This is a genomic window from Actinokineospora spheciospongiae, from assembly GCF_003182415.1.
Lineage (GTDB): Bacteria > Actinomycetota > Actinomycetes > Mycobacteriales > Pseudonocardiaceae > Actinokineospora > Actinokineospora spheciospongiae.
In genome coordinates this window covers 25327-50564 of sequence record NZ_QHCP01000013.1, presented here as the reverse complement: position 1 = coordinate 50564, position 25238 = coordinate 25327, and the positions used below count along the sequence as shown (strand labels likewise).

The following is a 25238-nucleotide window of genomic DNA, read 5'->3' as shown; positions in this document are numbered from 1 at the left end:
GATCGAGGCCGAATCGCTACCGGCGGGTCACCCCGGGACGAGGACGCTCAGCGCGTCGGCCACCGCGGTCGGGGTGGTGCCCTCGGGGTCGATGAGCAGTTCGATGGCGAAGGCGTTGACCACGGCGAGCAGGGTGGTGGCGAAGGTGTCGGCGGGCAGCGGCAGCGGCATCCCCCGGCTGTCGAAGTAGGCGGTCGCCGCGGCGGCGACGGCGCGGCGCCTGCGGCGGCGCGGCTCGACCAGGGTGGCGCGCAGGCGTTCGTCCCTGGTGGCCTGGGCCACCAGTTCCAACTGGAGCTTGCGGTGCACCGGCAGTTCCCGCACCCAGTCGGCCACCAGGCGGCCGATGCCCGCGCGCAGCGCGCTCGGCGGGACGGCCGGGTCGAACACGGTGGTGCCGTCGACGGCCATCCGGTCCGATGTGGCGTCGACCACCGCGGCGAGCAGGTCGGCCTTGTCGGCGAAGTTGGAGTAGACCGCGCCCCTGGTGAACCCGGCGGTGGCGGCGACGTCCTGGATGCGCGTGGCCGCGATGCCCTTCTCGGCGAAGACCGCGGCCGCCGCCTCGACCACCCGGTGCCGGACCTCGGCGCGTGTGGGGCGTGCCATGGCCGCGACCGTACCGGGTATGGGGCCGCGGTGAGGCCGGGTTGTTGACCCGCGGCGGGTTCCCGCCTACGGTGCCCGATACATCCGCGTATCCACTTTGCGTTCCGGGAGGTTACCGGCGGCGTGGACCCCCACATGCTGTCCCGGGACCCCGCGGTCGAGACGCTGTCCGACCCCGGGGACCAGCTCGCCGCTCTGCGGTCCCTGCACGCCGGGGCGCGGGTGCAGGTGCGCTCCATCGAGCAGTGCGACCCGTCGCGGCCCGGCACCCCGTGCGCGGCCCCCGGGTTGCGCGAGCTGCGGGCTGAGTCGCGGACCGCGCGCATCGCCGCGGGGGTGCGCTACCGCACGATCCACCCCGGGTACACCCCCGACAGCATCGCCCCGGTGTCCGGGGAGCAGTTGCGCACGCTGGCCGCGCCGCCGCTGGGCCTGCTGGTGGCCGACGACGACCGGGCGCTGGTGCACGTGGACGGGACCAGCCTGCTGGTGGGCGCTTCGGCGCTGCTGACCGCGCTGGCCCGGACGTTCGAGTCGCTGTGGGCGCTGGCGGTGCCGGTGACCGTGTCGGTGGCCGGGGGCCGGGACCTCGACGAGCGGGACCGGCGGATCGTCACGCTGATGGCCGCGGGCGCCACCGACGACGCGATCGCGCGCAGGCTGGGCCTGTCCCGGCGGACGGTGGTGCGCCGGGTCGCGGTGCTGCAGGAGCGGCTGGGGGCGACCACCCGGTTCCAGGCGGGCGTGCAGGCCGCGCAGCGCGGTTGGCTGTAGTGCGGCGCACTTGCGCCAGAGCACCCCTGTTCCGCGGTGGTGCTCTGGTCAACGGACCGTCCTCTGTGCACGATTCACGCGGTGGGGGGTGGACCGGTGACCCGGTCGGCTTCCCGGTCGGCGTTGCGGTCCCCGCACCGGCGCCGGACCTCGAATCCACGGATCGGAGCGGCAGATGTCCCCCAGCCCGGCTTTGGCACCCGTCCCCGCGAGCACCGGCGGGTCCCGGTGAGGAAGGGGACCGACCGTGCCGTCGTGCTCACCCACCGCTCCCCCGGCCGCGGGCCCCGGGTCACCGCCTGACTGGCCGTGGGCCCTTCCGGAATGACCGGGCGGGAGACCGGGTCGATGCGGTTGGATCGGGGGCATGACCGACCTCGACCACGCCGCGACGTTCACCGACTACAACCGCCGCTTCGCCGCGGTGATCGCCGCGGGAGACCCGCGGGCGCCCGTCCCCACCTGCCCGGGGTGGACCCTGACCCAGCTCGGCAGGCACGTCGGCCGAGGTGACCGCTGGGCGGCGACCATGGTGCGCGAGCGGGCGACCGCCCCGCTGGACCCGAAGGCCGTGCCCGGCGGCAAGCCGGCGGACGGCAGGCTCGTCGAGTGGCTCGGCGACGGCCCGCGCGAGCTGTTCGACGCCGTGGCGCACACCGGCGCCGAGGTGCCGGTGTGGACGTTCACCGGGCCGCGCCCGGCCGGGTGGTGGGTGCGCAGGCGCCTGCACGAGACCGTGGTCCACCTCGCCGACGCCGCCCTCGCCTCGGGGGTGCCCTACGAGGTCGAACCCGAGGTCGCCGCGGACGCCCTGTCCGAGTGGTTGACCCTCATGGCCGAGATCCCGCAGCAGCGGGCGCTGCCGGAGGCCACCGTGCACCTGCACGCCCACGACGAGGGCCTGGGCGCCGCGGGCGAGTGGCTGATCACCTCGGGGGCGGGTGGCCTGCGCTGGGAGCACGGCCACGGCAAGGGCGACGTCGCCCTGCGCGGGCACTCGGCGGACCTGCTGCTCGTCGCGCTGGGCCGGGCGCGGGCGGACTCGGTCGAGGTGATCGGCGACCGGGCCGTGTGGGACGCCTTCGCCGCCGAGCTGGCGTTCTGAGCCGGGGGGCGGGCATGGGTGTCGTGGTGGTGGGCGCGGGCATCGCCGGGGTCGCCTGCGCCCGGGTGCTGGCCGGGGCCGGTGTGCCGGTGCGGGTGCTGGAGCGCGGTCGGGTGGTGGGTGGTCGGATGGCCACCAAGCGCTACGGCGGGCGCCCGGCGGACATCGGCGCGGGCTACTTCACCGCCCGGGACGGGGCTTTCGGCGCGGTGGTGGCTTCGTGGTGCGACCGCGGCCTGGCCCGCCCGTGGACCGACACGCTGCTGGCGGTGGACGGGTCCGGGCGTGCGCCGACCACCGGTCCGGTGCGCTACGCGGCCGCGGGCGGCCTGCGCTCGCTCGTGGCCGACCTGGCCGAGGGGCTGGAGGTGGTCACCGAGCACCCGGTGACCACAGTGGACACCGGGCTGGTCGACGGGGAGCGGGTCGACGCGGTCGCCCTGGCCGTGCCCGGTCCGCAGGCGGCCCGCCTGCTGCCCGCGGGTTCCCCGGCCCGGCACGCGGCGGCGCACCAGTCCTGGTCCCCCGCCCTGGTGGCCACGCTGCGCCACCCGGCCCGGACGTGGCCCGCCTTCCACGGCGCGTTCGTCAACGACCACCCCACCCTCGCCGCCGTCTTCGACGACGGTTCCCGGCGCGGCGACGACGCGCCGGTCCTGGTCGCCCACACCACCGCGGAGTTCGCCGCCCGCCACCTGGAGTCCCCCGCCGCGGCCACCGCGGAGATCGCGGACGCGGTGGGTGCGCTGTTCGACCTGCCCGCGCCCACCGAGGCCCACGTCCACCGCTGGACCCACGCCACGCCCAACACCCCGGCCGACGCGCCGTTCCTGCTGGCCGACGGTATCGGGATCGCCGGTGACGCCTGGGGCAGGCCGAGGGTGGAGACGGCGTGGCTGTCCGGGACCGCCCTGGGCAAGGCCATTGTGGACGGTCTGTGACCGCTCACACCGGCGTCCGCTCCACCGCCTCGTCGTTGGGCGCCTCGCGCTCGCGCTTGCGGTCGAGGAACCGCATGACCGGTGTGGCGGTGACGCCGTGGAGCAGGATCGACCCGACCACGACCAGCCCCACCAGCCGCCACAGCCGGTCCGGGTCGGTGAACTCGGCCTCGCCGAGGGCGTAGGCGAGGTAGAACAGCGACCCCACCCCGCGCACGCCGAAGAACGCGATCACCGCCCGCTCCCGGGGCCCGGTCTTGCCGCCCGCCAACCCGATCAGCCCGGCGACCGGCCGCACCACCAGCAGCACCGCGGCCACGGCACCGACCTCCAGCCAGGTGGTGCCCGCGAACAGCCCGCTCACCGCGGCGCCGCCGAGCAGGAAGATGACCAGCACGGTCACCATCCGCTCGACCTGCTCCACGTACTGGTGCAGCACCTTGTGGTAGCCGTGGGAGTGCTCCGCGGCCCGGATCGTGCACGCGCAGACGAAGACGGCCACGAACCCGTAGCCGTTGACCAGTTCGGTGATCCCGTAGGCGAGGAAGGTCGCGGCGAGGGCGACGAAGCCCTCCGCGTGCTCGGCGAGCCGGAACGTCTCCGAGGGCGCGGAGAAGAACATCTTGCGCAGCGCCCACCCGATCCCCAGCCCCAGGGCGACCCCGGCCGCCAGCCGCCACGCCACGTCGACCCCGAGCCAGTGCGGCACCCAGGCGGCCGGGGCGGCGGCGGACGCGGCGGCGATGGCGACGGCGGCGTAGGTGAACGGGAAGGCCAGGCCGTCGTTGAGGCCCGCCTCCGAGGTCAGCGCGAACCGCGCCTCGTCCTCCCCCGACTCGTCGGCGGGTTCGCCCACCTGCACCTCGGTGGCCAGCACCGGGTCGGTGGGGGCGACCACGGCGGCCAGCAGCGCGGCCCCGGCCACGCCGAGGCCCAGCCCCCAGCCCAGCAGCCCCACCCCGATCATCGACAGCGGCATGGTGATCCCCAGCAGCCGCCACGTGGTGGACCACCGCCGCCACCCGACCAGCCGGTCGAGCGCCAGCCCGGCGCCCATCAGCGAGACGATGACGCACAGTTCGGTCAGGTGCAGCGCGACCTCGGGGTGCTCGGCGGGCACCGGGTCGGGCAGCGCCGGGATGACCGCGAACGCCAGCGCGCCCGCGAAGAGGAACACCATGGGCATCGAGACGGGCACCCGGCCGAGCACCCTGGGCAGCAGGGCCGCCCCCAGGGTGGCGACACCGGCCGCCGCGTAGATCAAAGCCCCCACGGGACCTCCTTCTGCTCCCGCCTGGCTACCCCGCCACCCGACCAGGTGAAACACCCGGCCCATCGGTTGACCGACAGCGACCGCCGACCACTCCGCCGGGTGGTGTAGCGATCAACAACCGGGGGTACCTCCCCGCCGTGACCATCACCAAGGACGATCTGCACCAACTGCTCGAGTCCGACCTGCCCGACCCCGTGCTGCTGTTCCTGGAGGGCCGCTCCCAGGTCGTCGACGGCAGCGTGCTGCGCCGCCCCGACTACGCGGGCGCGATGCTGATCGCCACGCGCGAGGAACTCGACACCCGCCTGGGCGGGGCGCAGCCGCAGGATCGGGAGCTGGCCGAGGTCGCGGCGCAGTTGGACGTCCAGGTGAACCAGATGGGTGCCTGATCAGGGCCGTTCGGACGCCGCACGGCGCGGGGTGCGAGGTTGACGAGCGGTGTCGGGCAGGCTCTGCCCCCATGACCGAGGAATCCCCGAAGCACGTGGAGCACGATGAACACCCGCGGGAGAGGCTGAACCGCAACCTGAACGAACTGCTCCAGGAACTGCGGGTGGCGCAGGCGGGTGTGCAGATCCTCTTCGGCTTCCTGCTGTCCATCACGTTCACCGACGTGTACCAGGAGGAGACCGGCGCGTTCGAGCGGTCGACCCACATGGTGGCGGTGTTCTTCGCCGTGGGGGCGGTGGCGCTGCTGACCGCGCCTGCGGCGTGGCACCGCATCCTGATCGGGCAGGGCAAGCGCGAGCAGATCATGCGGTTGGCCACGCGCACGACGATCGCCGGGCTGGTCTGCCTGTCGCTGGCGGTGACGGCGTCGTTGCTGCTGCTCTCGGAGATGGTCGTGGGCGGGCCCCTGGCGTTCGTGATCGCGGGGGTGTGCGCGGTGGTCGTGGGGGTGCTGTGGTTCGTGCTCCCGATGCGGCACTGGGACGACTAGAGTGACCCGGATTGACAACCGGGCTAACCTACTCATGAGTAGGTAACTCGTCGGCCCTGGGGGACACAGCATGGTTGAGCGGGGACGGCCCGGGACGGCGGCCCCCTTCGGGTCGAAGTTGCTCGGCCCGGCCGGGCAGCACGGGCTGGCGCTGCGCATCCGGGTGCAGAGCCTGCTGACGATCACCCTCGTCACCGCGAACGTCATCGGCGCCGCGGTCGTGGTCGTGCTCTCCGGGGTGGTGATCCCCGGTCCGGACATGACCGGGCGGACCCTGCTGGCCATGGCGATCGCGGTCCCCGCGTACGTGCTCGCGGCGCTGGTCGTCGGCGCCGTCTGGGGCACCGGGCGGGCGCTGCGGCAACTGCGCTGGGCCATCGACCAGCGCGAACCGACCGCGGCCGACCGCCACGCCACGATCAGGGTGCCGCTCGGGCTGACCCTCATGCAGGCCGCGCTCTGGGGCGCGGCCACGGTGCTGTTCACCCTGCTGGTGGCGTTCCTGCAACCCGAACTGGTCTTCGCGGTCGGGTTCACCGTGGCGTTCGCGGGCATCGTGGTCTGCGCGAACGCCTACCTGCTCAGCGAGTTCGCCCTGCGCCCGGTGTCGGCGCGGGCGCTGCAGGACGACCCCCCGCAGCGGGTGGTGGGCGCGGGCGTGCAGGTGCGGATGCTGCTGTTCTGGTGCCTGGGCACCGGCGTCCCGGTCGCCGGGGTGGTGATGGTGGCGCTGTTCGCCATGGTGCGCGGCAACGTCACCACCAACCAGCTCGCGGTGACCGTGGTGGTGCTCGGCGGTGTGGTGCTGGTGTTCGGGCTGCTGGTCATGATCTTCAACGCGCGGGCCACCATCGCCCCCATCGACTCGGTGCGCGACGGCCTGGCCCGGGTGCAGCGCGGCGACCTGGACAGCGAGATCCCGGTCTACGACGGCACCGAGCTCGGCCTGCTGCAGGCGGGCTTCAACCGGATGGCGGCGGGCCTGCGCGAGCGCGAGCGCATCCGCGACCTGTTCGGCCGCCACGTCGGGCAGAAGGTCGCCGAGGCCGCGGTCGCCGCCGGGGTGGAGCGCCTCGGCGGCGAGGTGCGCGAGGTGGCGGTGATCTTCGTCGACATCGTCGGGTCCACCACGCTGGCCGCCACCCGTCCGCCGACGGAGGTGGTGGACCTGCTCAACCGCTTCTTCGCCGTGGTCGTCGACGAGATCGACGCGCACGGCGGCCTGGTCAACAAGTTCGTCGGCGACGCCGCGCTGGCCATCTTCGGCGCCCCGGTCGACCTGCCCGACCACGCCGGGCGGGCCCTGGCCGCCGCCAGGGCCATCGCCGCCCGGCTGCCGGTCGAGGTGCCCGAGTGCGAGGCGGGCATCGGCGTCGCCGCGGGCCCCGCGGTCGCGGGCAACATCGGCGACGCCCGCCGCTTCGAGTACACCGTGATCGGCGACCCGGTGAACGAGGCCGCCCGGCTGACCGAGCTGGCCAAGTCGTTCCCCGGCAAGCTGGTGGCCTCCGCGCACACCCTGGCCGCGGCCTCCCCCGAGGAGGCCGAGCGCTGGCGGGCGGCGGACACGGTCACCCTCCGCGGGCGCACCCAGGAAACCACCGTGGTCATCCCGGTCGACGCGGCGGACGCCCCGACCGACCCCGCCGAGGCAGCCGGGTCGGACCCGGTCGCCTCGCTGGACGACCCGATCGGCCAACCCTGAGGCAACCCCGCGCGGGTGCGCCCCACCGCGGTTGAGGAGATCGACTCCGCGGCCCTACAGTCTCCCGGTTGTGACCGAACCCGCCACCCACCACCGGACGACAGCGGACGCCTACGACGCCATGGCCGTCCGCTACGCCGCACTCCCCCGCGACGACCTCGCCAGCTTCCCCCTCGACCGGGCGGTGCTCGCCGCCTTCGCCGAGTCCGTCCGGGCCGACGGCCCCGGGACCGTCGCCGAGCTGGGCTGCGGCCCGGGTCCGGTGACCGCCCACCTGCGCGACCTGGGCCTGGACGTCTTCGGCGTCGACCTGTCGCCGGTGATGGTCGACCTCGCCCGCGAGGCGTACCCGGACCTGCGCTTCGAGCTCGGCTCCATGGACGCCCTGGACCTGCCCGACGGCGGACTGCGCGGCGTCGTGTCCTGGTACTCGATCATCCACGCCCCGCCCCGGGCCGTGCCCGCGTACTTCACCGAGTTCCGCCGGGTGCTCGCCCCCGACGGCCACCTCCTGCTCGCCTTCTTCGAGTCGGGCGGCGAGCCCACCACCCCGTTCGACCACAAGGTGACAACCGCCTACCGGTGGCCGATCGACGCCCTGGCCGAACTGGCGGTCGAGGCGGGGTTCGCCGAAGTCGGCCGGGTGCTGCGCGAACCGTGCGAGGGCGAGCGCTTCCGCCGGGGCCACCTGCTGATGCGCGGAACCGGCTGACGGCTCGGGTCGGGCGCGGCCTAGCGGAGTTCCGCGCCCAGCCGCACGGCGTCCGTGCTGATCCGCTTCATCACAGCCCGGTGCAGCACCGCGTCCGGATCGCGCTCGACGGTGTCGGACTCGACGATCACCACGTCCCGCCCCGCCCGCTCAGCGGCGAACCCACCGCGGCTGAGCCGGTCGAGGCCGGGAACGGTGACCACCTGGTCGCGGAGCAGGTCGGTGACGCTCCCGGTGCCCTCCTGCCGGACCAGTTCGGTCAGCCGGACCGACGCCTCCTCCGTGCGCATGCGGACGACGGCCACCGAGGTGAACACGGTCCGCCCACCCGGGAGCGCGGCCGAGTACACCGCGCGGGTCAGTTGCAGGCAGCGGTTGGCGACGAGGAACTCCTGCGTGCGACCGTAGGCGTGCGGCGCGCAGTCGCTGTCGCGGATGGGTTCCTCGGTGTCGGGCAGGCGGTGGAAGTCGAACTCCCCCACCGGCGCGGGCGCGACGGCGGCGGGCGGAGCGGGTTCCCCCGTGGGGAGCACCCAGGCGAACAGCACCGCGACCGCGACGACCAGAACTCCCGCCGCACCCACCGCCACCGACTTGCGCCGCCACCCGGCGGACCGCTCCACCCCACGGCGCCGGTCCTCCCCGGTGGACCGATCCTCCCCGCCACGCCGAACCCCCTCGGCGGACGAGCCATCCCCGACGGGCGGGGTCCGGTCCGCCGACGGGCGTGCCAGCGGGACGGCGACCAGGATCGGCGCGGCGGCGGCGCGCAGGGAGCGCGGGAGTTCGGCGGGCAGCGCGCTGACGATGAGCGGGCCCCGGACGGTGTCCTCGGGCTTGGGCGGGAACATCGGCAGCGCGGTGCCCGCCGATCGCGGGCGGACGGCAAGCTTCGCGCCATTAACCCGTTCGGGGGTATTGAGGTCCGTCACGGGTACATAGCGTAACGGCTCACTCTCGAACAGGTGAATGCACTGGTCACTTCTTCCGCATCGACCCCGGGACCAGCCGCAAGATCGTTCCGAACCGGTTCCAGGCGTTGATGGTGGCGATGGCCACGACCAGCGCCGCGAGCTGCTCGTCGTCGTAGTACTTGCGGGCCTCCTCCCACACCTCGTCGCGCACGCCCTCGCGGCCCAGCACGGTCGCCTCCTCGGTCAGCGCCAGCGCGGCCCGCTCCTCGGGGGTGAAGAACGGCGCCTCCCGCCAGGTGACGACGGAGAACAGCCGCTCGTCGGTCTCCCCGTCGGCGCGCAGGTCGTGGGCGTGCATGTCGACGCAGAACGCGCAGCCGTTGAGCTGGCTGGCGCGCAGCTTCACCAGCTCGCGGGTGGTCTTCGGCAGGGCGCTGCCCGCCAGGAACCGCTCCAGGCCGTACATGTGCTTGTACGCCTCGGCGGCGGGGCCGGAGATGTCGAGCCGGGGGGTCGTGTTCACGGTGTTCCTTCCACGTGGGCGGCCCGCACGCGGGCCAGTTTCTCGGGGTTGAGCACGATGTCGACGGCGGTGACCCGACCGTCGGCGACGGTGAGGGCCATGACGCCGGTGGGGTGACCCTGGTGCACCCGCAGCAGGCCCGCCCACCCGTTCACCCGGACGGGGCGCAGTTCGGCGGGTTTGCGCCGCTGCACGCCCGCCAGGAACCGGGCCACCCGGTCCGCGCCGACGACCGGGTTGCGCGCGGCGGAGACGAACCCGCCGCCGTCGCTGCGCAGCACCACGTCCGGGTCGAGCAGGGCCAGCAGCGCGCCCAGGTCGTCCCCGGCGCAGGCCGTGGCGAAGGCGGACACGACGGCCCGCTGCCGGACCGGGTCCGGCTCGAACCGGGGTGCCCGGTCGGCCACGTGCCGCCGGGCCCGCGACGCGAGCTGCCGCACGGCCGCCGGGGTGCGGCCCACCACGCCCGCCACCTCGGTGAACGGCAGGCCGAAGACCTCGTGCAGGAGGAAGACGGTCCGCTCGGCGGGCGAGAGCGTCTCCAGCACGACCAGCAGCGCCAGGGTCACCGACTCGTCGAGGGTGACCCGGTCGGCCGGGTCGGCGTCGAGTTCCACCAGGGGCTCCGGGAGCCACTGGCCGACGTACTGCTCGCGGCGGTGGCGAGCGGACTTCACCACGTCGAGGGCCAGCCGGGAGGTCACCACGACCAGCCAGCCGGTCACGTCGTCGACGGGTTCGCGGCTGGAGACCAGGCGCAGCCAGGCCTCCTGCACCACGTCCTCGGCGGCTCCCCGGTCTCCGGTGATGCCGTAGGCCACGGCCAGCAGCCGCTCCCGCGCCCGGGCGAATTCTTCTTCCACACCAGTAGGACGAGACAGCCCCCGGGAATGTGACAGCCCCGGGTGGGTGGAGTCGGCGCAGTGCCAACGATCACCCGACCGGGGAGCAGCGCGGCCGGGCGGTCGGTGTCCTACTGGCGGTAGCCCTCCACCTCACCCACCGGGCGCGCCTGGGCGTCGTCCGGGTCCTCCCCGGCGTCGCGGCGGGCGCGGCGCTGGCGCAACAGGTCCCAGCACTGGTCCAGCGCCACCTCCAGCTCCGAGAGCCGGGTGTGCTCCTCCGGGGAGGGGGAGCCCGCGCGCAGGCGGTGCTCCTCCGCGACCAGGGCGCTGATGCGGGCGTGGATCTCGTTGTCGTCCATGGGGCCCAACGTAGTCCCCGGTGTCGGAGATCACGACTCGTTCGTCCGCTTCGTCGACTTCGCGGAGATCAGGGGATTGGGGGCGCGGGCGCCGGGGAGGAAAGTGGTCCGGACCATCCTTCGGTGAAGTGGGGGTCTGTCGTGGTCGGCAAAGCGGTGTTCGCCCTGGTGGTCCCGTTGGCGGCGGTCGGGGCGCTGCTGGCGGCGGGTGCGCCCGCGGCGGAGTCCGCGCCACCGGGGCAGAGCCCGATCGACGTCACCGCCTCGGCCATCCGGTTCGACCCGTTCGCCCCCGCGCTCGACATCCACTACGGGCACTCGGCGGTGGACCTGGTCTACGTCCAGAAGGACGCCGACTGCGGCGCCAGGGGCGGCGAGGAGACCGAGGAGGGGGACGTGGCGCCGGGGTCGGCGTACGTCACCTACGCCGGAACCCGCTACGACCTGGTGCAGTTCCACTTCCACACCCCTTCCGAGCACACCTTCCAGGGCCACCACGACCCGCTGGAGATGCACCTGGTGCACCGCAGCGCCGCCGGGGGCGTGCTGGTGGTCGGGGTTCCGCTGCGCATCGGCGCACCGTCTGTTGTGGACAGCGTGCTGAGCGGTCTGACGCCCGAGTGCGGGACGCCCCGGCACCTCGACGACATCGACCTGAACGCGCTGCTGCCCGCCAGCCACCTCACCGCGCGCTACACCGGGTCGTTGACCACCGCGCCGTTCACCGAGGGGGTGCTGTGGTTCCTGATGCCCGAGCAGCACGTGACGGCCGCGACCGTGTCGGGCTTCCAGCACCTGTTCACCGCGGGCAACTCCCGGGGAACCCAGCCGCTCAACGGGCGGACGGTGGTCCTGCACCCGTGACCTCGTCGCCGACCTCGATCCAGCCGGGGGTGGTGACGGCGAACTTGACGCCGAAGGCCACGCCCTCGGGCGTCCTGCGGTAGGTGGCCAGGGTGCGCAGGGGCTCGGGACCGGTGCGGGCGGCCGTGGCCTGGTCGACCGTGGTGACCGCGCAGCGGATGGCGGGTTTGGTGTAGCCGAGGGCGACCCCGCCGACGGTGATCGCGCGGAGGTCGTCCTCGGCGTGCGGGAGGCCGCCCGCGACCAGGACGTTGGCCCGGAAGCGGTCCAGCGGGACCGGGGTGGCCAGCCTGCGGTTGAGTTCGGCGTGGGAGGCCAGGCCGAGCAGGTGGACCGCGCTGCTGTCGGCGTAGCCGGAGGTGCCGGGGGTCAGGCCGGTGGGGGCGCGGTCGTGGTCGGGGGGCACGCGGACGAGGCGGCTGGGGCGGCCCAGGACCCGGGTGAGCCAGTCGGCGGCGGGGTCACCCTGGTCGATGCCGCGGAAGGGTTCGCCGAAGAGGGTGACCGGGCGGGCGGGGGCGTGGTCGTCCACCTCGACCTCGATGACGGGGGCGTCCGGTGCGGAGAGGACCAGCACGTCGTCGGCGACCCGGGGGTGGACCAGGGCCAGGCGGGGATCGCGGCGCTGGCTGCGGAAGGTGCCGTCGGGATCGGTGACCATCCAGGCCCGGTCGTGTTCGAGGCCCGCGGCACCGACCCTGGCGCGGGTCAGCGGGACCGGGGCGCATCCCTTGACGGGGAAGGTGTTCAGCCCGGCGACCGTCAGCACGGGTGGACTGTACCGATCGGATCGCGGGTGGAGGGTTCGGACGGTGGCGACCGGGTACCCGAGACCCATGTCACAGCCGACACCGAACCCCGTGCCCACGCCGCCCGTGCCGGACCCGGGACTGCCCGAACCAGGGCAGCCCATCCCGGAACCCGCCACCGAGCCGCCGGTGCCGCCCACCCCGCAGCCGCCGAACCCGACCTGAGACCCAGGCCGGGGCTCAGAGCCCCGGGGCGGACCGCCCGCGCGAATCGCGCTCCGCCGTCCGGGAATCAGACGGCGGAACGCGCGAACGGAAAAGGTCGGGCCCGGGAAAAGCGATCTCGGAAATGACCGCACAGGAAAAGGCCTCCCGGCCGCGCCGCCGGGAGGCCCTTTCTTTCCCCGATCGGTCAGACGACCGGGATCGAGACCAGTGCCGGGTCCTGGCCCGGGAGCATCGAGCAGTTCAGGTCGAAGGTGCCCAGCCCGGTGAGCGTGCCGTCCGCGCGCTTCGGGGTGATCTTGCCGGAGAAGGTGCTGCCGATGGCGATGTCGACCTGCCCGGGGGCCTTGACCGTCAGCGACGGGACCTGGCCGTTGATGTTCAGCGCAACCGGGGCGGGGCCGGTGACGTTGGTGACCGGGATGTTCAGGCCGGGCAGCGTGACGCCCAGCTCGGTGCCGTTGATGTCCAGCTCGACCCCGGCGGTGGTGGTGCCCTCGACGGTGGCCGAGCCGATCAGGGTCAGGGCCTGCAGGGTCAGCGCGTCCAGCGACACCGCCACGGAGAAGTTGGTGGTGTTGATGGGCGAGCCCACTGCGACGCTGTTGGGGAAGGTGGCGGTGACGGTCGCCGGGACGTCGCGGTTGCCGATGAGCGGGTACGCGCAGCTGAAGGTGACGTTCTTGGTCACCACAGCCGTGGTGTGCACGGTGTCGGCCTGGGCGGTGCTGGGCGCCACGACCATGGCGACGGCACCGGCGGTGCCCGCGGCGAGGGCGAGCAATCTCTTCACACGAACGTTCCGGGACATGCGAAACTCCTCGATGAATACGCACGAAGCGAACGGAAAGAACAGCGGGGGATGAGCCGGGAGCGTGGACGCCGGACCGGAACCCGACCCGGTCGGCGTGCAAATGGAGCGTAACCACGCAATAGCCGGACGGGCAAGGGAAAACCAACCGATGGCGGATCGGGGAAAATCGATCCTCGTTTCCTTGTCACGCCGTGAGGGCCACCTCATCGCACCGGGAGCAAAATGTGGCCCCGACCACAGGCCGCTCCGCGACGGGCCGCTGACCAGCGATCTCGCGGGGTGACTTTTCCGGGCGGGGGCGGCAGACTGGACTCGACCCCCACCGGCGATCGGGTCCGCACAAGTCGTGCGCGCAGTTTTGTCATCCCCGTGCGTATTCCCGAATCCCCAGCTCAACTAGGCTGGGCGGGTGCGGGCTCTTGCGATCTTCTGCTTCCGCCACGCGCGATTGGTCATCGTGTTGTGGCTCGCCGTGCTGGCCGGGGTCACCTTCGGGGCCCAGTCGGTGGGGGTCGACTTCCGGGACATCCTGGCGCTGCCCACCTCCGACAGCACGACAGCGCAGGAGCTGCTGCAGGAGAGCGCGGGCGGGGTCAGCGGCGCCACCGAGCGGGTGGTCTTCGAGGCGACCGGCGTGCCGGTGTCCGACCAGTCCGTGCAGGGGCGCATCGAGCCGATGCTGGCCGAGGTCGCCGCGCTGCCGCACGTGGAGACCGTCGTCTCCCCCTACAGCCCGCAGGGCGCCGCGCAGGTGTCGCCGCAGGGGCAGGTCGCGTTCGCCACCGTCACCTTCGACGTCAAGGCCGACGACCTGACCATCGAGGAGGCCAAGAGGTTCGTCGAGGTCGCCACCGGGGCCCAGGGCGGGGTGCTCAGGATCGCCGTCGACGGCGCGGTGGCCGGGCGGACCCTGGCCCCACCGGACCTCGACGACGCCGGGCTGGGCCTGCTGGCCGCCGCCCTGGTGCTGCTGTTCACCTTCGGCTCGCTGTTCTCCATGCTGGTGCCGATCCTGACCGCGATCATCTCCGTCGGCACCGCGATCGGCGTGGTGGGGCTGCTGACGCACCTGATGGACGTGCCCACGGTCAGCCAGGAGATCGTGGTGCTGCTCGGCCTCGGCGTCGGCGTCGACTACGCGCTGTTCGTGGTCACCCGCTACCGGCAGGCGCTGGTCGGCGGGGCCCGGCAGGAGGACGCCCTCGGCCTGGCCGCGGCGACCTCGGGGCGCAGCGTGCTCTTCGCCGGGGTGACCGTCTGCGTGTCGCTGCTCGGGCAGTTCACCGTGGGGATCAGCTTCCTCGACGGCATCGCCATCAGCTCCAGCATCGCGGTGCTGATGACCATGTTCGCCGCGCTGACGCTGCTGCCCGCGCTGCTCAAGCTCTTCGGCATCCGCATCCTGTCGGCCTCGGTGCGCCGCGACCTGACCCTGCGCCACCGCAAGGTGCTGCCCGAGGGCAGGCGCTGGGGCGCGCTGGCCAGGGTGGTGACCCGCAAGCCGGTCTGGAGCACGGTGGTCGCGCTGCTGATCATCGGCGCCCTGACCGTCCCGGTGTTCTCCCTGCGCCTGGGCATCCCCGACGCGGGCCTGCAAGCGCCGACGGCGACCACCCGGCAGGCCTACGACATGCTCGCCAAGGGCTTCGGCCCCGGCTTCACCGGCCCCCTGGTCGTGGTGGGCCGCGCCGACTCCGACGAGGAGCGCCGGGCCGCGGAGGAGGTCCACGCCGAACTGGTGGGCCACCCCGACGTCGCCCTGGCCGTGCCCCCGGTGGTCAGCCCCACCAAGGGCGGCGGCCAGATCACCGCCGTCGTGGTCTACCCGAAGGCCTCCCCCCAGGACGAGGCCACCGACGCCCTGGTCGACTCGCTGCGCGCCGAGGTGATCCCCCGCGCCACCGACGGCACCAACGCCCAGCTCTACGTCGGCGGCTCGACGGCGGTGCAGTCGGACTTCGCCCGCGCCATCACCGACCGGCTGCCGCTGTTCCTGGGCACGGTCGTGGCCATCTCGTTCCTGCTGCTGGTCGTGGTGTTCCGCAGCGTGCTGATCCCGCTGACCGCGGCCGTGATGAACCTGCTGGCCGCGGCGGCCATGTTCGGCGTGCTGGTGGCGGTGTTCCAGTGGGGCTGGTTCGGCATCGCGGGCACCGGCCCGATCGAGCCGTACATCCCGGTCTTCCTCTTCGCGGGCCTGTTCGGCCTATCGATGGACTACGAGGTCTTCCTGGTCAGCCGAATCCAGGAGGAGTACCACCGCCGCGGCGACACGGTGGAGGCCACGGTCAACGGCCTCGCCGCCACCGGCCGCACCATCACCGCGGCCGCCCTGATCATGGCCCTGGTCTTCATCTCCTTCGTCACCACCGGCGACCGCGTCGTGCAGGAGTCCGGCCTCGGCCTGACGGTCGCGGTCCTGCTCGACGCGGTGGTCATCCGCATCGCCCTGGTCCCGGCCATCATGGCCATGTTCGGCAAGGCCAACTGGTGGCTGCCCCGCTGGGCGGGCCGCGTCCTCCCCCGCCTCGACGTCGAGGGCACCGGCCACAGCCACCGCCTGGAAGACGACGAGGAACCCCCCGGCCCGTTCGACTGGTTCTCCCCCGCCACCGAGGAGCAGCCCGAACCCAAGCAGCTCACCGGCCAGGTCGGCTAGGGCGTGCCTCCCGCCCGGTCGGTCACCGGCGCGGCGGTGCCCAGCCGAGCAGCCCGACCCTCCAGGTACCGCCGCTCGGGAAGGCTGAGAGTCCGCCGAGCCGCCCGCCGGTAGGCCTCCCGGGCAGCCCCGTGCTCCCCCGCCATCTCCAGCAGGTGCCCCCGCGTCGAATCCAGCCGGTGGTGCTCAGCGAGCCGGGCATCCCCGGCCAGCGGCTCCAACAAGGCCAGCCCCGCCCGCGGCCCCGCGGCCTCCGCGACGGCGATCGCCCGGTTCAGCGTCACCATCGGGCTCGGCGCCAGGCGTTCGAGGACCCGGTACAGCAGCGCGATCTGCGCCCAGTCCGTCTCCCGGGTGCTCGGCGCGGTGGCGTGCAGCGCGGCGATGGCCGCCTGGAGCTGGTACGGCCCGAGCGGCGCGCGCGCCATGGTCGCGGTGATCAACCCAGCCCCCTCGGCGATCGCGGCGGCGTCCCACAGCGCCCGGTCCTGCTCCGCGAGCGCGACCAGTGAGCCGTCCGGGCGGGTGCGGGCGGGGCGCCGGGCGTCGGTGAGCAGCATCAGGGCGAGCAGGCCCGCCACCTCGCCGTCGTCCGGGAGCAGGGAGTGGACCAGGCGGGTGACGCGGATGGCCTCGGCGGTCAGCTCCGGCCGGTGCAGGTCGGTGCCGGAGCTGGCGGTGTGGCCCTCGTTGAAGATCAGGTAGAGCACGTGCAGCACGACCCGCAGGCGTTCGGCGCGCTGGGCACCCGCCGGGGGCACGGTGAACCCGGTGGCCCGGACGCGGAGCTTGGCCCGGGTGATGCGCTGGCCCATGGTGGCCTCGGGCACCAGGAAGGCGCGGGCGATCTGGGCGGTGGTGAGACCGCCGACGGCGCGCAGGGTCAGCGCGACCTGCGACGGGGCGGAGAGTTCCGGGTGGCAGCAGAGGAACAGCAGCGTCAGCGTGTCGTCCTCGTCGGGCACCGCGGGCGCGTCGCCGGGTTGCAGGGCGGCGACGGCGGCCTCGCGGCGGGCGCGGGCGGCCTCGGCGCGGAAGGCGTCGGTGAGCTTGTGCGAGGCGACGGTGACCAGCCAACCCCAGGGGTTGTCCGGGACGCCGTCGCGCGGCCACTGGGTGCCCGCGGCGAGCAGGGCGTCCTGCACGGCGTCCTCGCACATGTCGAAGCGGCCGTGCCTGCGCACGAGCAGGCCGAGGACCCGCGGCGCGTGCTCGCGCAGCAGGTCCTCGACCGCGGTGCTCACAGGTCGGGGCCCGCCGAGAACATCACCGGCCGCACCTCGACGCCCAACCCCTCGACCGCCGCGTCGGGGATCATCGCGGCGAGTTCGAGCGCCCGCTCCCGGCTCTCGCAGTCGACGAGGTAGAACCCGGCCAGGTACTCCTTGCCCTCGGCGAACGGGCCGTCGGTCACCGCCGGGACGCCGTCGCGGACGCGGACGACGGCGCTGGTGGCCGGGTCGCCGAGGGCCTGGGTGCTGATCATCTCCCCGGACCCGGTGATGGCCGCGATGAAGCCGTCGTGCCCGTCCATGATCGCCTTCTGCTCGTCCTCGGTGAGCCCCTCCCAGGTGGCGGGGTTCATGTGCATGATCAGCAGGAACTTCACGGTGTGCTCCTCGTGTGCCGGTGTCGGATCGCCAAGGGGTCGGAGCCGGACCCGCGATCCCTACACCCGTCCCGGCGGATTCTTCCACCCGCGACCGCCGCAGCCCCACCCGCGACCGCCGCGGCCCCGTCCGCGACCGCGGCGGTCCCGCCCCGACCCGGCGCGACACCGCCGGGCCGGGTGGCGGCCCCGCTCCACCGGACCGGGCGGCTCATTCCGGCGAGCGCAGCGCCAGGACCGCGGCGACCGGCCCGGCGAACGCGAGCACCCCGCACACCAGCCACGTCGCCTGCACGCCGACGGCCAGCGCCAGCGACCCGAACAGCGCCACCGAGAACGGGGTGGTCCCGATGCCCGCCAGGGCCAGCGTCGCCATCGCCGCGCCCATCCGGTCCGGCGGCGCGGCGGCCTGGTAGAGGCTGACGATCGCGGGCCCGTTGAACCCGGACGCGACACCGGTGGCGTAGGCGGTGACGGCCAGCGCGAACACGGTCGGGGTCAGCGCCATGACCAGCACACCCCCGGCCAGCACGACCCCGCTCACCACGAGCCGCACGACCAGCGGCAACCGGTGCCCGAACAGCGCCCCGAGACCGGTGGAGGTCAGCGCACCCGCGCTGAACGCGGCGATGACCGCCCCGACAGCGCCGACGCCCCACCCCCGGCTGTCGGCCAGCAGCGGCAACGCGGCCAGCATGGGCCAGCCGAAGCAGAAGTCGAGGGCGAACGCCGCCACGAACAACCAGCGCAACCGCCTGCTCACGGCCAACACCCGCACCCCGTCGAGGGACCGGCGCAGCAACCCGGTGCGAACGGGCGCGGCAGGCCGCACCATCCCCCGGGTCACGTGGAACAAACACCCGAACGAGGCTGAACAGGTCACCGCAACGACGGCCATGGCCATCCACAGTTGCCCGGTGGCGATCAGCCAGGCCCCCAGCGGCGCCCCGGCGATCGGGGCCAACCTGGTCACCATGGAGTACAGGGAATTCGCCCGCACCAGGTCGTTCCCCGGCGCCAACTTCGGCAGGACGGTCCCGAAGGACGGCCCACCCAACCCCACCAGGACGCCCTCGACGACCGCGATCACCGCCAGCACGGGCACCGACTCGGCCAGCCCGACCGCCACCGCCCCGGCCGCCAGCAGCGCGACCCGACCGGAAGTGGTGCGCAGCAGCATGAAGCGCGGACCCACCAGGTCGGCCACCGCGCCACCGAAGATCAGCATGAGCGCCTTGGGGATGGTGGAGCACAGCATCAGCAGCGTCACCGCCCCCGGCCCACCCAGCCGCACCGCGCTCCAGGTGAGCGCGATGGTCAGCATGTTGTCGCCGACCAGCGAGATCCCCTGCCCGCCGATCAACGACCCCAACCGCGACCAATCGGTCCGCGCAGGCGCGGCCCGCTCCGCCCCTCCCCCACCCCCCGCCCCGACGCCCAACTCGACAAGCGACCCAGCGCCCGGCCCGGCGACCGGCTCGGCTCCCGGCCCGGCGGTCAGTCCCGCAGGCGGTCCGGCAGCCAGTCCAGCGCCCAGCCCGGCAGCCGATCCGGCGCCCTGCCCAGCGGCCACTCCAGCACCCGGCCCGGCAGGCGGCTCGGCAGGCGGCTCGGTGGGCGGGTGGGCGGTCGGGTGGGCGGTCGGGTCGGTGGCTGTGTCGGTGTCCATGGTGGTCATCGGTCGCTCCTGGGGTCCACCACGTCGGTGAGGGCTCGGGTGTCGGTCAGCAGGCGGTCGAGGAGGGGCCAGCGGGCGTCCTCCCGGTGACCGCCCCGGGCGGCGTCGTCCACGGCCATGACGGTGGCCAGCCGGGCGGCGGCGTCGTGCCTGCCGTCCGACAGCACCACCAGGGCGCCGCCGAGGTGGGCCCGGCCCAGGGCGGCCAGCGACCAGCGGGCGGCGTGCCCGGCGCCCGCCCGGCACCACGGTGGCCACACGGTCAGCACGGGGTCGTCCGACGGGGTGAAGAAGGCGTGCGAGACCGCACCGCCCGACTCCGCCTCGCCCACCCCGACTCGTTCGCGCACCTCAGCCCCCTCAGACCGGGACCCGCTCGACGGCCGGGGTGCCCGGCCACCACAGGTCCTCGGGGTCGAGGTCGGTCGCGGTGTACTTGCCCAGCGCGCTGATCAGCAGCCGCGCCTCCAGCGCCAGGCACTCGACCAGCCGCACCAACCCCGCCCGGGGGTCCTCGGCGACCGCGAGCAGCGCGGCCCGGCCCAGCCCGGCGGCGGTGGCGCCCAGGGCGAGCCCGCGCACCACCCGGCTGCCCTCCCACATCCGCCCGGTGACCAGCAGGCACCCGGAGGGTGGGCCGATCCGGCGCAGGCACTCGGCCAGCGGGAGCCCCACGTGCCGCAGGAACGCCGTCGGCGCCCAGCCGGTGCCGCCCTCGGCGCCGTCGACGGTCACCGAGTCGGCGCCCGCGGCCCAGGCCACCTCGGCGGCGCGGGCGATGTCGCGGCCGGGGTGGAATTTCACCCACACCTTGGCGCGGGGGAAGTTGTTGCGCATGAACCGGATCTGCTGGCGCACGATCTCCTCGGTGAACGTGCCGGGGGTGGCGCAGCGCAGCCGCTCCCCGGAGCCGAACACGTCGTGCATGGAGAACCGGTCGGCCAGCCGGGTGGCCTCGGCGGCGTCAAGGACGGTCATGCCGCCCAGGCCCGGCTTGGCGCCCTGGCCGACCTTCAGCTCGAAGGCCAGCCGCCCGGTTTCGAGCAGCGGGGCGGCGGCGGGTGAGCTGTGGACGAGGTTCCACACCTCGGAGTCGGCGTCCTCGGTGCTCTGCTGCACCACGACCCCGCCGAGCCCGTCGGCCACCGCGTCCAGGTACGCCTCGATGCGGGCGAGGATCGGCGAGCCGCCGAACCCGTGCACCGGCACCATGTTCTCGCCGATCACCATCGGCACGCCGAGCTGCCCGGCCTGGGTGCTCGCGGCGACGCCGAGTTCCCGGCTGCCCAGTTCCGTCGACCCGAAGGCGGACAGGAACACCGGCAGCGCCGAGCGGAACCCACCGACCACAGTGGACAGGTCCACGTCGGTGTGCTCCGGCTCGCGACCCAGGTCGATCAGCTTCTCCAGCCGCCGCGGCATGAACACCGGTGGCACCAGCCGCGCGGCGTCCAGGTCGTCCACCGGGCCCGCGGCCGGGTCGGGGACCGCGCCGAACATCGCCCGGCCGTAGTCGGCGGCGGGCGGGAACGCCTCCGCCGTGCCGTTGCGGGCCCGCGCGCGGACCTGCTCCTCCGGGAACCCGGCTGCCGTGGCACCGGTCGTCATCGAACTGTCGGGGGTGCTCACGGCGTCGCCACCCCCGGCAGCTTCGGGTAAGCGCTGACCTGCCACAGCGCGTCCAGCCCGGTGAGGAAGCGGACGAGCCGCTCGACGCCCATGCCGAACCCGGCGCTGGTCGGGATGCCGTCGCGGGCGGTGTCGAGGTACCACTTGTACTTGGCCGGGTTCTCGCCGCTCTCCCGCATCCGGGTGACGATGGTGGCGTAGTCGGCCTCGCGTTCGCTGCCGCTGACCAGCTCGCCGAACCCGCCGTGCGCGATGAGGTCGAAGTTGCGCAGCTCACCGGGGCGGTCGGGGTCCTCGCGGTCGTAGAAGCCGCGGGAGCCCTTGGGGTAGCCGGTGACGAAGAACGGCCGCTCCGCCTTGTGCGACAGCATCTCCTCGCCCTCCCAGTCGATCTCGCCGTCGGGGTTCTGCGGGTGCCCGACCGACACCAGCCGCTCCACGGCCTCGGTGTGGGTGATCCGGTCGAACGGCCCGGCGAGCAGTTCGGTGAACGACTCCCGGTCGCGGCCGAGTTCGCGCAGCACGTCCGGCACCGCCCGCCACACGTGGTCGACGACGTGGGTCAGCAGCCCCTCGGCCAGCGCCATCGCGTCGGCCCGGGTGGCGCCCGCCACCTCCACGTCGATCTGGTGGAACTCCACCAGGTGGCGGCCGGTGCCCGCGGTCTCAGCCGGTTCGACGCGCACGTTCGGGGCGATGTAGAACAGCTTGCCGAACCCGCGCAGCGACGCCTGCTTGTAGAGGATGGCGCTGGTCATCAGCTTGTACCGGTGCCCGTAGAAGTCGACGTCGAGCGCCTTGGCGCCGCGCCCGCCGGGGTCGGTGACCGGCCCGATCAGCGGTGGCAGCAGCTCCTGGAAGCCCTGGGCGCGCAGGTGGTCGCGCGCGGCCTGCAACGCCTCCTGCTGCACGCGCATGGCGGCCGCGGTCGACCGGGCGGCGAGGTGCTCGCCGAGCGGGGCGAGCGGGGACTCGTGGGACATGTCTCCTCCGGGTTATCGGTCGAACGAGCGGGCGACGTGGGTCAGGGCGGTGAGCAGGCGGTCCGAGGTCAGGGCGCTGTCGGGCTCGGTGGGGACGATCGGCATGGCGCCGACGGCGGTCCAGCGCAACCGGCCGTCGGCCCCGACGGTGCTGCGCGACTGCCCGGCGTTGTCCGGGTGCAGGCAGAACGGGACGTCGAGCAGCCCCCGGGCGAACGCCTCGGCGAACGCCCTGCCGAGGTCGTCGTCGAGGTCGAGCACCGCCTCGACCAGGGCTTTCGCCTCGCCGAGGATGCCGGTGTCGGCGGTGGTGGCGGTGGGGACGGTCTCCCGCGCCGCCGTGGCGGCGACCTCCAGCGCCTGCACGTTCTCGGCGATGGTGGGAATCCGGTGCGCCTCGGCGACGGTCTTGACGATGAGCCGCTCGGTTCCGGTGCGCGCTGCCAGTTCCGCGGACGCCTGGAGCAGCCTGAGCGCCCCGCGCCGGGTGGTCGGGTAGACGCCCATGTAGCCGTAGAGGACGACGTGCCAGTCGGTGCCTGCCGGGAGGTACCGCGCGGCAAGGGTCCTGAGCGCGCGGATCGCCTCTTCGTCCTGGGCGGGGTGGGTCTGCTGGGCGTAGCTGAGGGACACGCTGGTGATGCCGTACCGGGTGAAGAACAGCGCTTCGAGCACGCTGACCGCCACGAGCAGCCCGGGTGGGCAGAGCTGCCCGAGCAGGCAGCCGCCGAAGCTCTCCAGGTGCGGGGTGTCCGCGTGCTCGGCGAGCAGTTCGCACGTCTCCCGCCAGTTCGCGATGGATTCGCGGATCGGGGTGCGCCCGTAGGGCAGGCAGTAGGAGATGGGGCCGCCCTCGGTGGCGTCGAGCCCGGCGGCGGTGAGGGCGTGGACGATGTCCTGCGGCTGCGCCGAACCGTGCCGCACCTGCACGGGGAACCCGCTGTCGCGGATGCCGTCGAGGAGGGCCGCGGTGGTCTCGGTGCTGTGGCTGACGATGGGGTAGCCGTTGAGGGGCGCCCGTTCGCGCAGCGCCTTCGCCGCGGCCTGGTGGTCGCCGACGCGGGTGTAGCTGTCCAGGGTCAGCGTCCCCACGGTGGTGGCGTCGGCGTCGCGGGTGGCCCGGAGCCCGTCGCGCATCGCGACCGGGTCGCCGAAGCCCATCCTGGGCTGCACCACGAGTGCTCCGGCCCGCTTGACGAACCGCCCGAAGCTCACGACGCCACCGCCTGCGGCAGCCGCAGGAACGCGTCGAAGGCGGTGAGGTCACCGTCGTCGAACACGGCGTCGAAACCCGCGCGCAGCAGGGCGTCGGTCCGGTCGGCGTGCCTGCGCCCGTCGACGCCGAGCTTGCCGCCGAGCACGATCCGCGGTCGCGGGGCCCGCGGCCGCAGGGCGGTGATGGCAATGAGCCCGTCGGTGAACCCGTGGCCGTTGACGCTGCTCAGCACGACCAGCTCCGGGCACAGGGCGGTGGTCTCGGCCACCAGCAGCGCGTCCGGCACGCAGGGGCCGAGGTTGACCACCCGGTGGCCGCGCTCTTCGCAGAAGAGCTGCAGGAAGATCAGGTTCCAGGTGTGCGAATCCGACGCCGTTCCGGCGACCAGGACGTCACAACCGCTCCGCGAGGACATGCGGCAAAACTAGGTTCGCCGCCCCGGCGCGGGCGGTAGTTGCACCGGCAGTATTCAGGCAGCCTGCCCGGCCCACAGCTCCCGGTACATGATGTGCAGGCCGACCGGCCCCGCCGTGGCGTGGTGGTACCCGCCGGGCAGCGTGGCGATGACCTCGAACCCGAGCGAGGTCCACAACCGGACCGCGGCCGTGTTGGTCGACACCACGGCGTTGAACTGCATGGCGGTGAACCCCGCGGCCTCGGCCTCGACCAGCACCCGCTCCCCCAGCGCCCGCCCGATGCCCCGACCGGCGTGCGCCGGGTCGACCAGGAAGCTCGCGTTGGCGATGTGCGCGGCCGGACCGCCGTGGTTGCGGGCGAACCGGGCGCTGCCCACCACCGCCTCCCCGTGCACGGCGACCAGGGTCCGGGCCGGGCTCGGCGCCATCCACAGCGCGCGGGCGTCCGGCTCGGTCAGGTCGCGGTCGAGGGTGTAGGTCTCCCCCGCGGCAACGATGTCGTGCATGAACGGCCAGATGTGCGGCCAGTCCTCGGCCACCGCGGTTCGGATGCGCATACCCCTCACTCTCGTTCCGGACCGCCCTGCTCGCCACTGGATTTCCGATAGGTGCGGGTTTCCGCATAGCCGCGGAATCCCAGGTCCCGGTAGAACGCCTTCGCCTCGTCCGTGATCGGGTACACCACCGCCTCCACGGCCCCGGTGCCCCGCAGGGCGTGCAACGCGGCCAGGCAGACCGCCCGCCCCAGGCCGAGGCGCCGGTACCGCGCGACCGTGCCCACGGGCTCCAGCTCGCCGACCCGGTTCACCTCGTCCGGCCAGATCAGGCACTGGGCGGCCACGGTGCCGTCCGCCGCGACGGCCGTCCAGTCGAGCTCGGCCCGGTAGGGCCAGGCCGCCATCACCTGCCGGTAGCTGTCCTCGGTGACCCGGGACGGGTGCCAGACCGAGCGGTGGCAGGCCACCCTGGCGGCGACGTCCCCGACCGGCGCCAGGGTGAACCCGGGCGGCGCCACCGCGGCGGGCAGCTCCACCAGGGAACGGGCCAGGTACTGGAAGGACGGGGCGTCCACCCGGTGGAAACCCCCCGCCACGAGACCGGTGATCACGTGCTCGGCACCGTCGAGGACCTCCACCTCGCTCGGGTCCGCCCACGCCAGCACCTCGGCCACCAGCTCCGGCGCCTCCGGGTCCACCAGCAGCGACAGCGAACCCGGGGCGTGCAGCCACCCCCACGCCACCACCCGCCCGTCGCGCTCCCACAGCGCGGTCGGCCACTCGGGTTCGCGGCCCAGGTGTTGGAAGCGCTGCCAGGCCAGGTCCCCGATGTGCCACTGGCTGCGGTGCGACCAGGTCCGCTGGACCAGCTCCTGCATCAACCGCAGGTCCGCCGGTCCCGTGTAGGGGCGCATGGTGGAGTTCTACCCCAGGACGCCCGCGGGCGTCCTGGGGTTTTCCGGACCTCAGGCGTACTGGGCGACCAGGCTCTTGGGGCGCATGTCGGTCCAGTTGGCCTCGACGTAGGCCAGGCACTCGTCGCGGGAGGACTCCGGCAGGGCGGTGGCCCAGCCAGCCGGGACGGTCACGAACGACGGCCACAGGGAGTGCTGGCCCTCGTCGTTGACCAGGACGAGGTAGGTGGCGTCGGTGTCCTCGAAGGGGTTCGACATGGTGTGCTCCTTCAGTTCTCGGTGTTC

The 25238-nt window shown here is 73.7% G+C and carries 28 protein-coding genes; 9 read left to right on the top strand and 19 right to left on the bottom strand.

The annotated features are described in order from the left end of the window. Positions 1 to 27: 27 nt before the first annotated feature. Positions 28 to 609, bottom strand: a complete 582-nt coding sequence (locus DFQ13_RS27455) for a TetR/AcrR family transcriptional regulator (RefSeq protein WP_052020469.1) — start codon at positions 607 to 609, stop codon at positions 28 to 30. Positions 610 to 732: 123 nt separating this feature from the next. Between DFQ13_RS27455 and DFQ13_RS27450 the strand changes: the two genes are divergently transcribed. From DFQ13_RS27450 to DFQ13_RS27440, 3 genes are all read left to right on the top strand, one after another. Next, a complete protein-coding gene (locus DFQ13_RS27450; RefSeq protein ID WP_052020471.1) occupies positions 733 to 1383 on the top strand; it encodes a helix-turn-helix transcriptional regulator in 651 nt (216 codons plus the stop codon). A gap of 367 nt (positions 1384 to 1750) precedes the next feature. Further along, positions 1751 to 2488 (top strand): maleylpyruvate isomerase family mycothiol-dependent enzyme, encoded by a 738-nt coding sequence (locus DFQ13_RS27445; protein ID WP_110081872.1) that lies wholly within the window; start codon positions 1751 to 1753, stop codon positions 2486 to 2488. 14 nt (positions 2489 to 2502) lie between these two features. Next, a complete protein-coding gene (locus DFQ13_RS27440) occupies positions 2503 to 3429 on the top strand; it encodes an NAD(P)/FAD-dependent oxidoreductase (protein ID WP_035278131.1) in 927 nt (308 codons plus the stop codon). Positions 3430 to 3433: 4 nt separating this feature from the next. On the opposite strand, the gene DFQ13_RS27435 is transcribed toward DFQ13_RS27440, so the two are convergent. Beyond that, positions 3434 to 4702 (bottom strand): cation:proton antiporter, encoded by a 1269-nt coding sequence (locus tag DFQ13_RS27435; protein WP_035278132.1) that lies wholly within the window; start codon positions 4700 to 4702, stop codon positions 3434 to 3436. 137 nt (positions 4703 to 4839) lie between these two features. Here DFQ13_RS27435 and DFQ13_RS27430 point away from each other — a divergent pair, with 137 nt between their 5' ends. From DFQ13_RS27430 to DFQ13_RS27415, 4 genes are all read left to right on the top strand, one after another. After that, positions 4840 to 5091 (top strand): hypothetical protein, encoded by a 252-nt coding sequence (locus DFQ13_RS27430; RefSeq protein ID WP_035278134.1) that lies wholly within the window; start codon positions 4840 to 4842, stop codon positions 5089 to 5091. Between the two features lie 71 nt (positions 5092 to 5162). After that, positions 5163 to 5642, top strand: coding sequence for a DUF6328 family protein (locus tag DFQ13_RS27425; RefSeq protein ID WP_110081871.1), 480 nt, complete (start codon positions 5163 to 5165; stop codon positions 5640 to 5642). Positions 5643 to 5712: 70 nt separating this feature from the next. Continuing rightward, positions 5713 to 7347: an adenylate/guanylate cyclase domain-containing protein gene (locus tag DFQ13_RS27420; protein ID WP_110081870.1), complete on the top strand. Its 1635-nt coding sequence runs from the start codon at positions 5713 to 5715 to the stop codon at positions 7345 to 7347. Positions 7348 to 7468: 121 nt separating this feature from the next. Continuing rightward, positions 7469 to 8059, top strand: coding sequence for a class I SAM-dependent methyltransferase (locus tag DFQ13_RS27415; protein ID WP_219994682.1), 591 nt, complete (start codon positions 7469 to 7471; stop codon positions 8057 to 8059). A 20-nt stretch (positions 8060 to 8079) separates the two neighbouring features. On the opposite strand, the gene DFQ13_RS27410 is transcribed toward DFQ13_RS27415, so the two are convergent. The 4 genes from DFQ13_RS27410 to DFQ13_RS33320 form a co-directional block, all read right to left on the bottom strand. Next, complete coding sequence (locus DFQ13_RS27410; RefSeq protein ID WP_146241372.1) at positions 8080 to 8991, bottom strand: hypothetical protein; 912 nt, start codon at positions 8989 to 8991, stop codon at positions 8080 to 8082. 46 nt (positions 8992 to 9037) lie between these two features. Then, positions 9038 to 9496 (bottom strand): carboxymuconolactone decarboxylase family protein, encoded by a 459-nt coding sequence (locus tag DFQ13_RS27405; protein ID WP_267897668.1) that lies wholly within the window; start codon positions 9494 to 9496, stop codon positions 9038 to 9040. Continuing rightward, positions 9493 to 10359 carry an RNA polymerase sigma factor SigJ gene (sigJ, locus tag DFQ13_RS27400; RefSeq protein ID WP_200873277.1) on the bottom strand — a complete coding sequence of 289 codons (867 nt, stop codon included), beginning with the start codon at positions 10357 to 10359 and terminating at the stop codon, positions 9493 to 9495. Before sigJ ends, DFQ13_RS27405 begins: the two co-directional genes overlap by 4 nt. 110 nt (positions 10360 to 10469) lie before the next feature. Then, positions 10470 to 10700, bottom strand: a complete 231-nt coding sequence (locus DFQ13_RS33320) for a DUF2630 family protein (RefSeq protein WP_146241371.1) — start codon at positions 10698 to 10700, stop codon at positions 10470 to 10472. Between the two features lie 123 nt (positions 10701 to 10823). Here DFQ13_RS33320 and DFQ13_RS27395 point away from each other — a divergent pair, with 123 nt between their 5' ends. Then, positions 10824 to 11564 carry a carbonic anhydrase family protein gene (locus DFQ13_RS27395; protein WP_181400171.1) on the top strand — a complete coding sequence of 247 codons (741 nt, stop codon included), beginning with the start codon at positions 10824 to 10826 and terminating at the stop codon, positions 11562 to 11564. On the opposite strand, the gene DFQ13_RS27390 is transcribed toward DFQ13_RS27395, so the two are convergent. Then, positions 11533 to 12333, bottom strand: a complete 801-nt coding sequence (locus DFQ13_RS27390; RefSeq protein WP_110081866.1) for an MOSC domain-containing protein — start codon at positions 12331 to 12333, stop codon at positions 11533 to 11535. The genes DFQ13_RS27395 and DFQ13_RS27390 overlap by 32 nt on opposite strands. 392 nt (positions 12334 to 12725) lie before the next feature. Further along, positions 12726 to 13349, bottom strand: coding sequence for a DUF6801 domain-containing protein (locus tag DFQ13_RS27385; protein WP_035278146.1), 624 nt, complete (start codon positions 13347 to 13349; stop codon positions 12726 to 12728). 412 nt (positions 13350 to 13761) lie between these two features. Between DFQ13_RS27385 and DFQ13_RS27380 the strand changes: the two genes are divergently transcribed. Further along, positions 13762 to 16011 (top strand): MMPL family transporter, encoded by a 2250-nt coding sequence (locus DFQ13_RS27380; protein WP_084175230.1) that lies wholly within the window; start codon positions 13762 to 13764, stop codon positions 16009 to 16011. Here DFQ13_RS27380 and DFQ13_RS27375 read toward each other — a convergent pair. From DFQ13_RS27375 to DFQ13_RS27325, 11 genes are all read right to left on the bottom strand, one after another. Then, on the bottom strand, positions 16008 to 17255 hold the full coding sequence (locus tag DFQ13_RS27375; RefSeq protein WP_110081865.1) for an RNA polymerase sigma factor: 1248 nt from the start codon (positions 17253 to 17255) through the stop codon (positions 16008 to 16010). The genes DFQ13_RS27380 and DFQ13_RS27375 overlap by 4 nt on opposite strands. After that, positions 17252 to 17620, bottom strand: coding sequence for a YciI family protein (locus DFQ13_RS27370; RefSeq protein WP_110081864.1), 369 nt, complete (start codon positions 17618 to 17620; stop codon positions 17252 to 17254). Before DFQ13_RS27370 ends, DFQ13_RS27375 begins: the two co-directional genes overlap by 4 nt. A 211-nt stretch (positions 17621 to 17831) precedes the next feature. Next, positions 17832 to 18983, bottom strand: a complete 1152-nt coding sequence (locus tag DFQ13_RS27365) for an MFS transporter (RefSeq protein ID WP_181400169.1) — start codon at positions 18981 to 18983, stop codon at positions 17832 to 17834. A 311-nt stretch (positions 18984 to 19294) separates the two neighbouring features. After that, positions 19295 to 19648 carry a hypothetical protein gene (locus DFQ13_RS27360; protein ID WP_146241369.1) on the bottom strand — a complete coding sequence of 118 codons (354 nt, stop codon included), beginning with the start codon at positions 19646 to 19648 and terminating at the stop codon, positions 19295 to 19297. A 10-nt stretch (positions 19649 to 19658) separates the two neighbouring features. Further along, positions 19659 to 20927, bottom strand: a complete 1269-nt coding sequence (locus DFQ13_RS27355) for a glutamate synthase-related protein (protein WP_233438596.1) — start codon at positions 20925 to 20927, stop codon at positions 19659 to 19661. Next, positions 20924 to 21910, bottom strand: coding sequence for an asparagine synthetase A (locus tag DFQ13_RS27350; RefSeq protein ID WP_110081862.1), 987 nt, complete (start codon positions 21908 to 21910; stop codon positions 20924 to 20926). The genes DFQ13_RS27355 and DFQ13_RS27350 overlap by 4 nt, the downstream gene beginning before the upstream one ends. Positions 21911 to 21922: 12 nt before the next feature. Further along, positions 21923 to 23125: a methylaspartate mutase gene (locus DFQ13_RS27345; RefSeq protein WP_219994676.1), complete on the bottom strand. Its 1203-nt coding sequence runs from the start codon at positions 23123 to 23125 to the stop codon at positions 21923 to 21925. Continuing rightward, entirely contained in the window at positions 23122 to 23541 is a 420-nt protein-coding gene (locus DFQ13_RS27340) for a cobalamin B12-binding domain-containing protein (protein WP_110081861.1), read from the bottom strand. The genes DFQ13_RS27345 and DFQ13_RS27340 overlap by 4 nt, the downstream gene beginning before the upstream one ends. A gap of 54 nt (positions 23542 to 23595) precedes the next feature. Beyond that, positions 23596 to 24099 carry a GNAT family N-acetyltransferase gene (locus DFQ13_RS27335; protein ID WP_110081860.1) on the bottom strand — a complete coding sequence of 168 codons (504 nt, stop codon included), beginning with the start codon at positions 24097 to 24099 and terminating at the stop codon, positions 23596 to 23598. Between the two features lie 5 nt (positions 24100 to 24104). Next, on the bottom strand, positions 24105 to 24953 hold the full coding sequence (locus DFQ13_RS35300) for a GNAT family N-acetyltransferase (RefSeq protein ID WP_110081859.1): 849 nt from the start codon (positions 24951 to 24953) through the stop codon (positions 24105 to 24107). Positions 24954 to 25004: 51 nt separating this feature from the next. Continuing rightward, positions 25005 to 25211, bottom strand: coding sequence for an MbtH family protein (locus DFQ13_RS27325; protein WP_035278156.1), 207 nt, complete (start codon positions 25209 to 25211; stop codon positions 25005 to 25007). Positions 25212 to 25238 lie beyond the last annotated feature (27 nt).

Excerpts from the sequence above, each read along its gene's own strand:
- DFQ13_RS27440 (WP_035278131.1), top strand. The coding sequence starts at position 2,503 with ATGGGTGTCGTGGTGGTGGGCGCGGGCATCGCCGGGGTCGCCTGCGCC.
- DFQ13_RS35300 (WP_110081859.1), bottom strand. The coding sequence starts at position 24,953 with ATGCGCCCCTACACGGGACCGGCGGACCTGCGGTTGATGCAGGAGCTG.
- DFQ13_RS27335 (WP_110081860.1), bottom strand. The coding sequence starts at position 24,099 with ATGCGCATCCGAACCGCGGTGGCCGAGGACTGGCCGCACATCTGGCCG.
- DFQ13_RS27385 (WP_035278146.1), bottom strand. The coding sequence starts at position 13,349 with ATGTCCCGGAACGTTCGTGTGAAGAGATTGCTCGCCCTCGCCGCGGGC.
- DFQ13_RS33320 (WP_146241371.1), bottom strand. The coding sequence starts at position 10,700 with ATGGACGACAACGAGATCCACGCCCGCATCAGCGCCCTGGTCGCGGAG.
- DFQ13_RS27455 (WP_052020469.1), bottom strand. The coding sequence starts at position 609 with ATGGCACGCCCCACACGCGCCGAGGTCCGGCACCGGGTGGTCGAGGCG.
- DFQ13_RS27415 (WP_219994682.1), top strand. The coding sequence starts at position 7,469 with ATGGCCGTCCGCTACGCCGCACTCCCCCGCGACGACCTCGCCAGCTTC.
- DFQ13_RS27325 (WP_035278156.1), bottom strand. The coding sequence starts at position 25,211 with ATGTCGAACCCCTTCGAGGACACCGACGCCACCTACCTCGTCCTGGTC.
- DFQ13_RS27420 (WP_110081870.1), top strand. The coding sequence starts at position 5,713 with ATGGTTGAGCGGGGACGGCCCGGGACGGCGGCCCCCTTCGGGTCGAAG.
- DFQ13_RS27425 (WP_110081871.1), top strand. The coding sequence starts at position 5,163 with ATGACCGAGGAATCCCCGAAGCACGTGGAGCACGATGAACACCCGCGG.
- DFQ13_RS27350 (WP_110081862.1), bottom strand. The coding sequence starts at position 21,910 with ATGTCCCACGAGTCCCCGCTCGCCCCGCTCGGCGAGCACCTCGCCGCC.
- DFQ13_RS27340 (WP_110081861.1), bottom strand. The coding sequence starts at position 23,541 with ATGTCCTCGCGGAGCGGTTGTGACGTCCTGGTCGCCGGAACGGCGTCG.
- DFQ13_RS27445 (WP_110081872.1), top strand. The coding sequence starts at position 1,751 with ATGACCGACCTCGACCACGCCGCGACGTTCACCGACTACAACCGCCGC.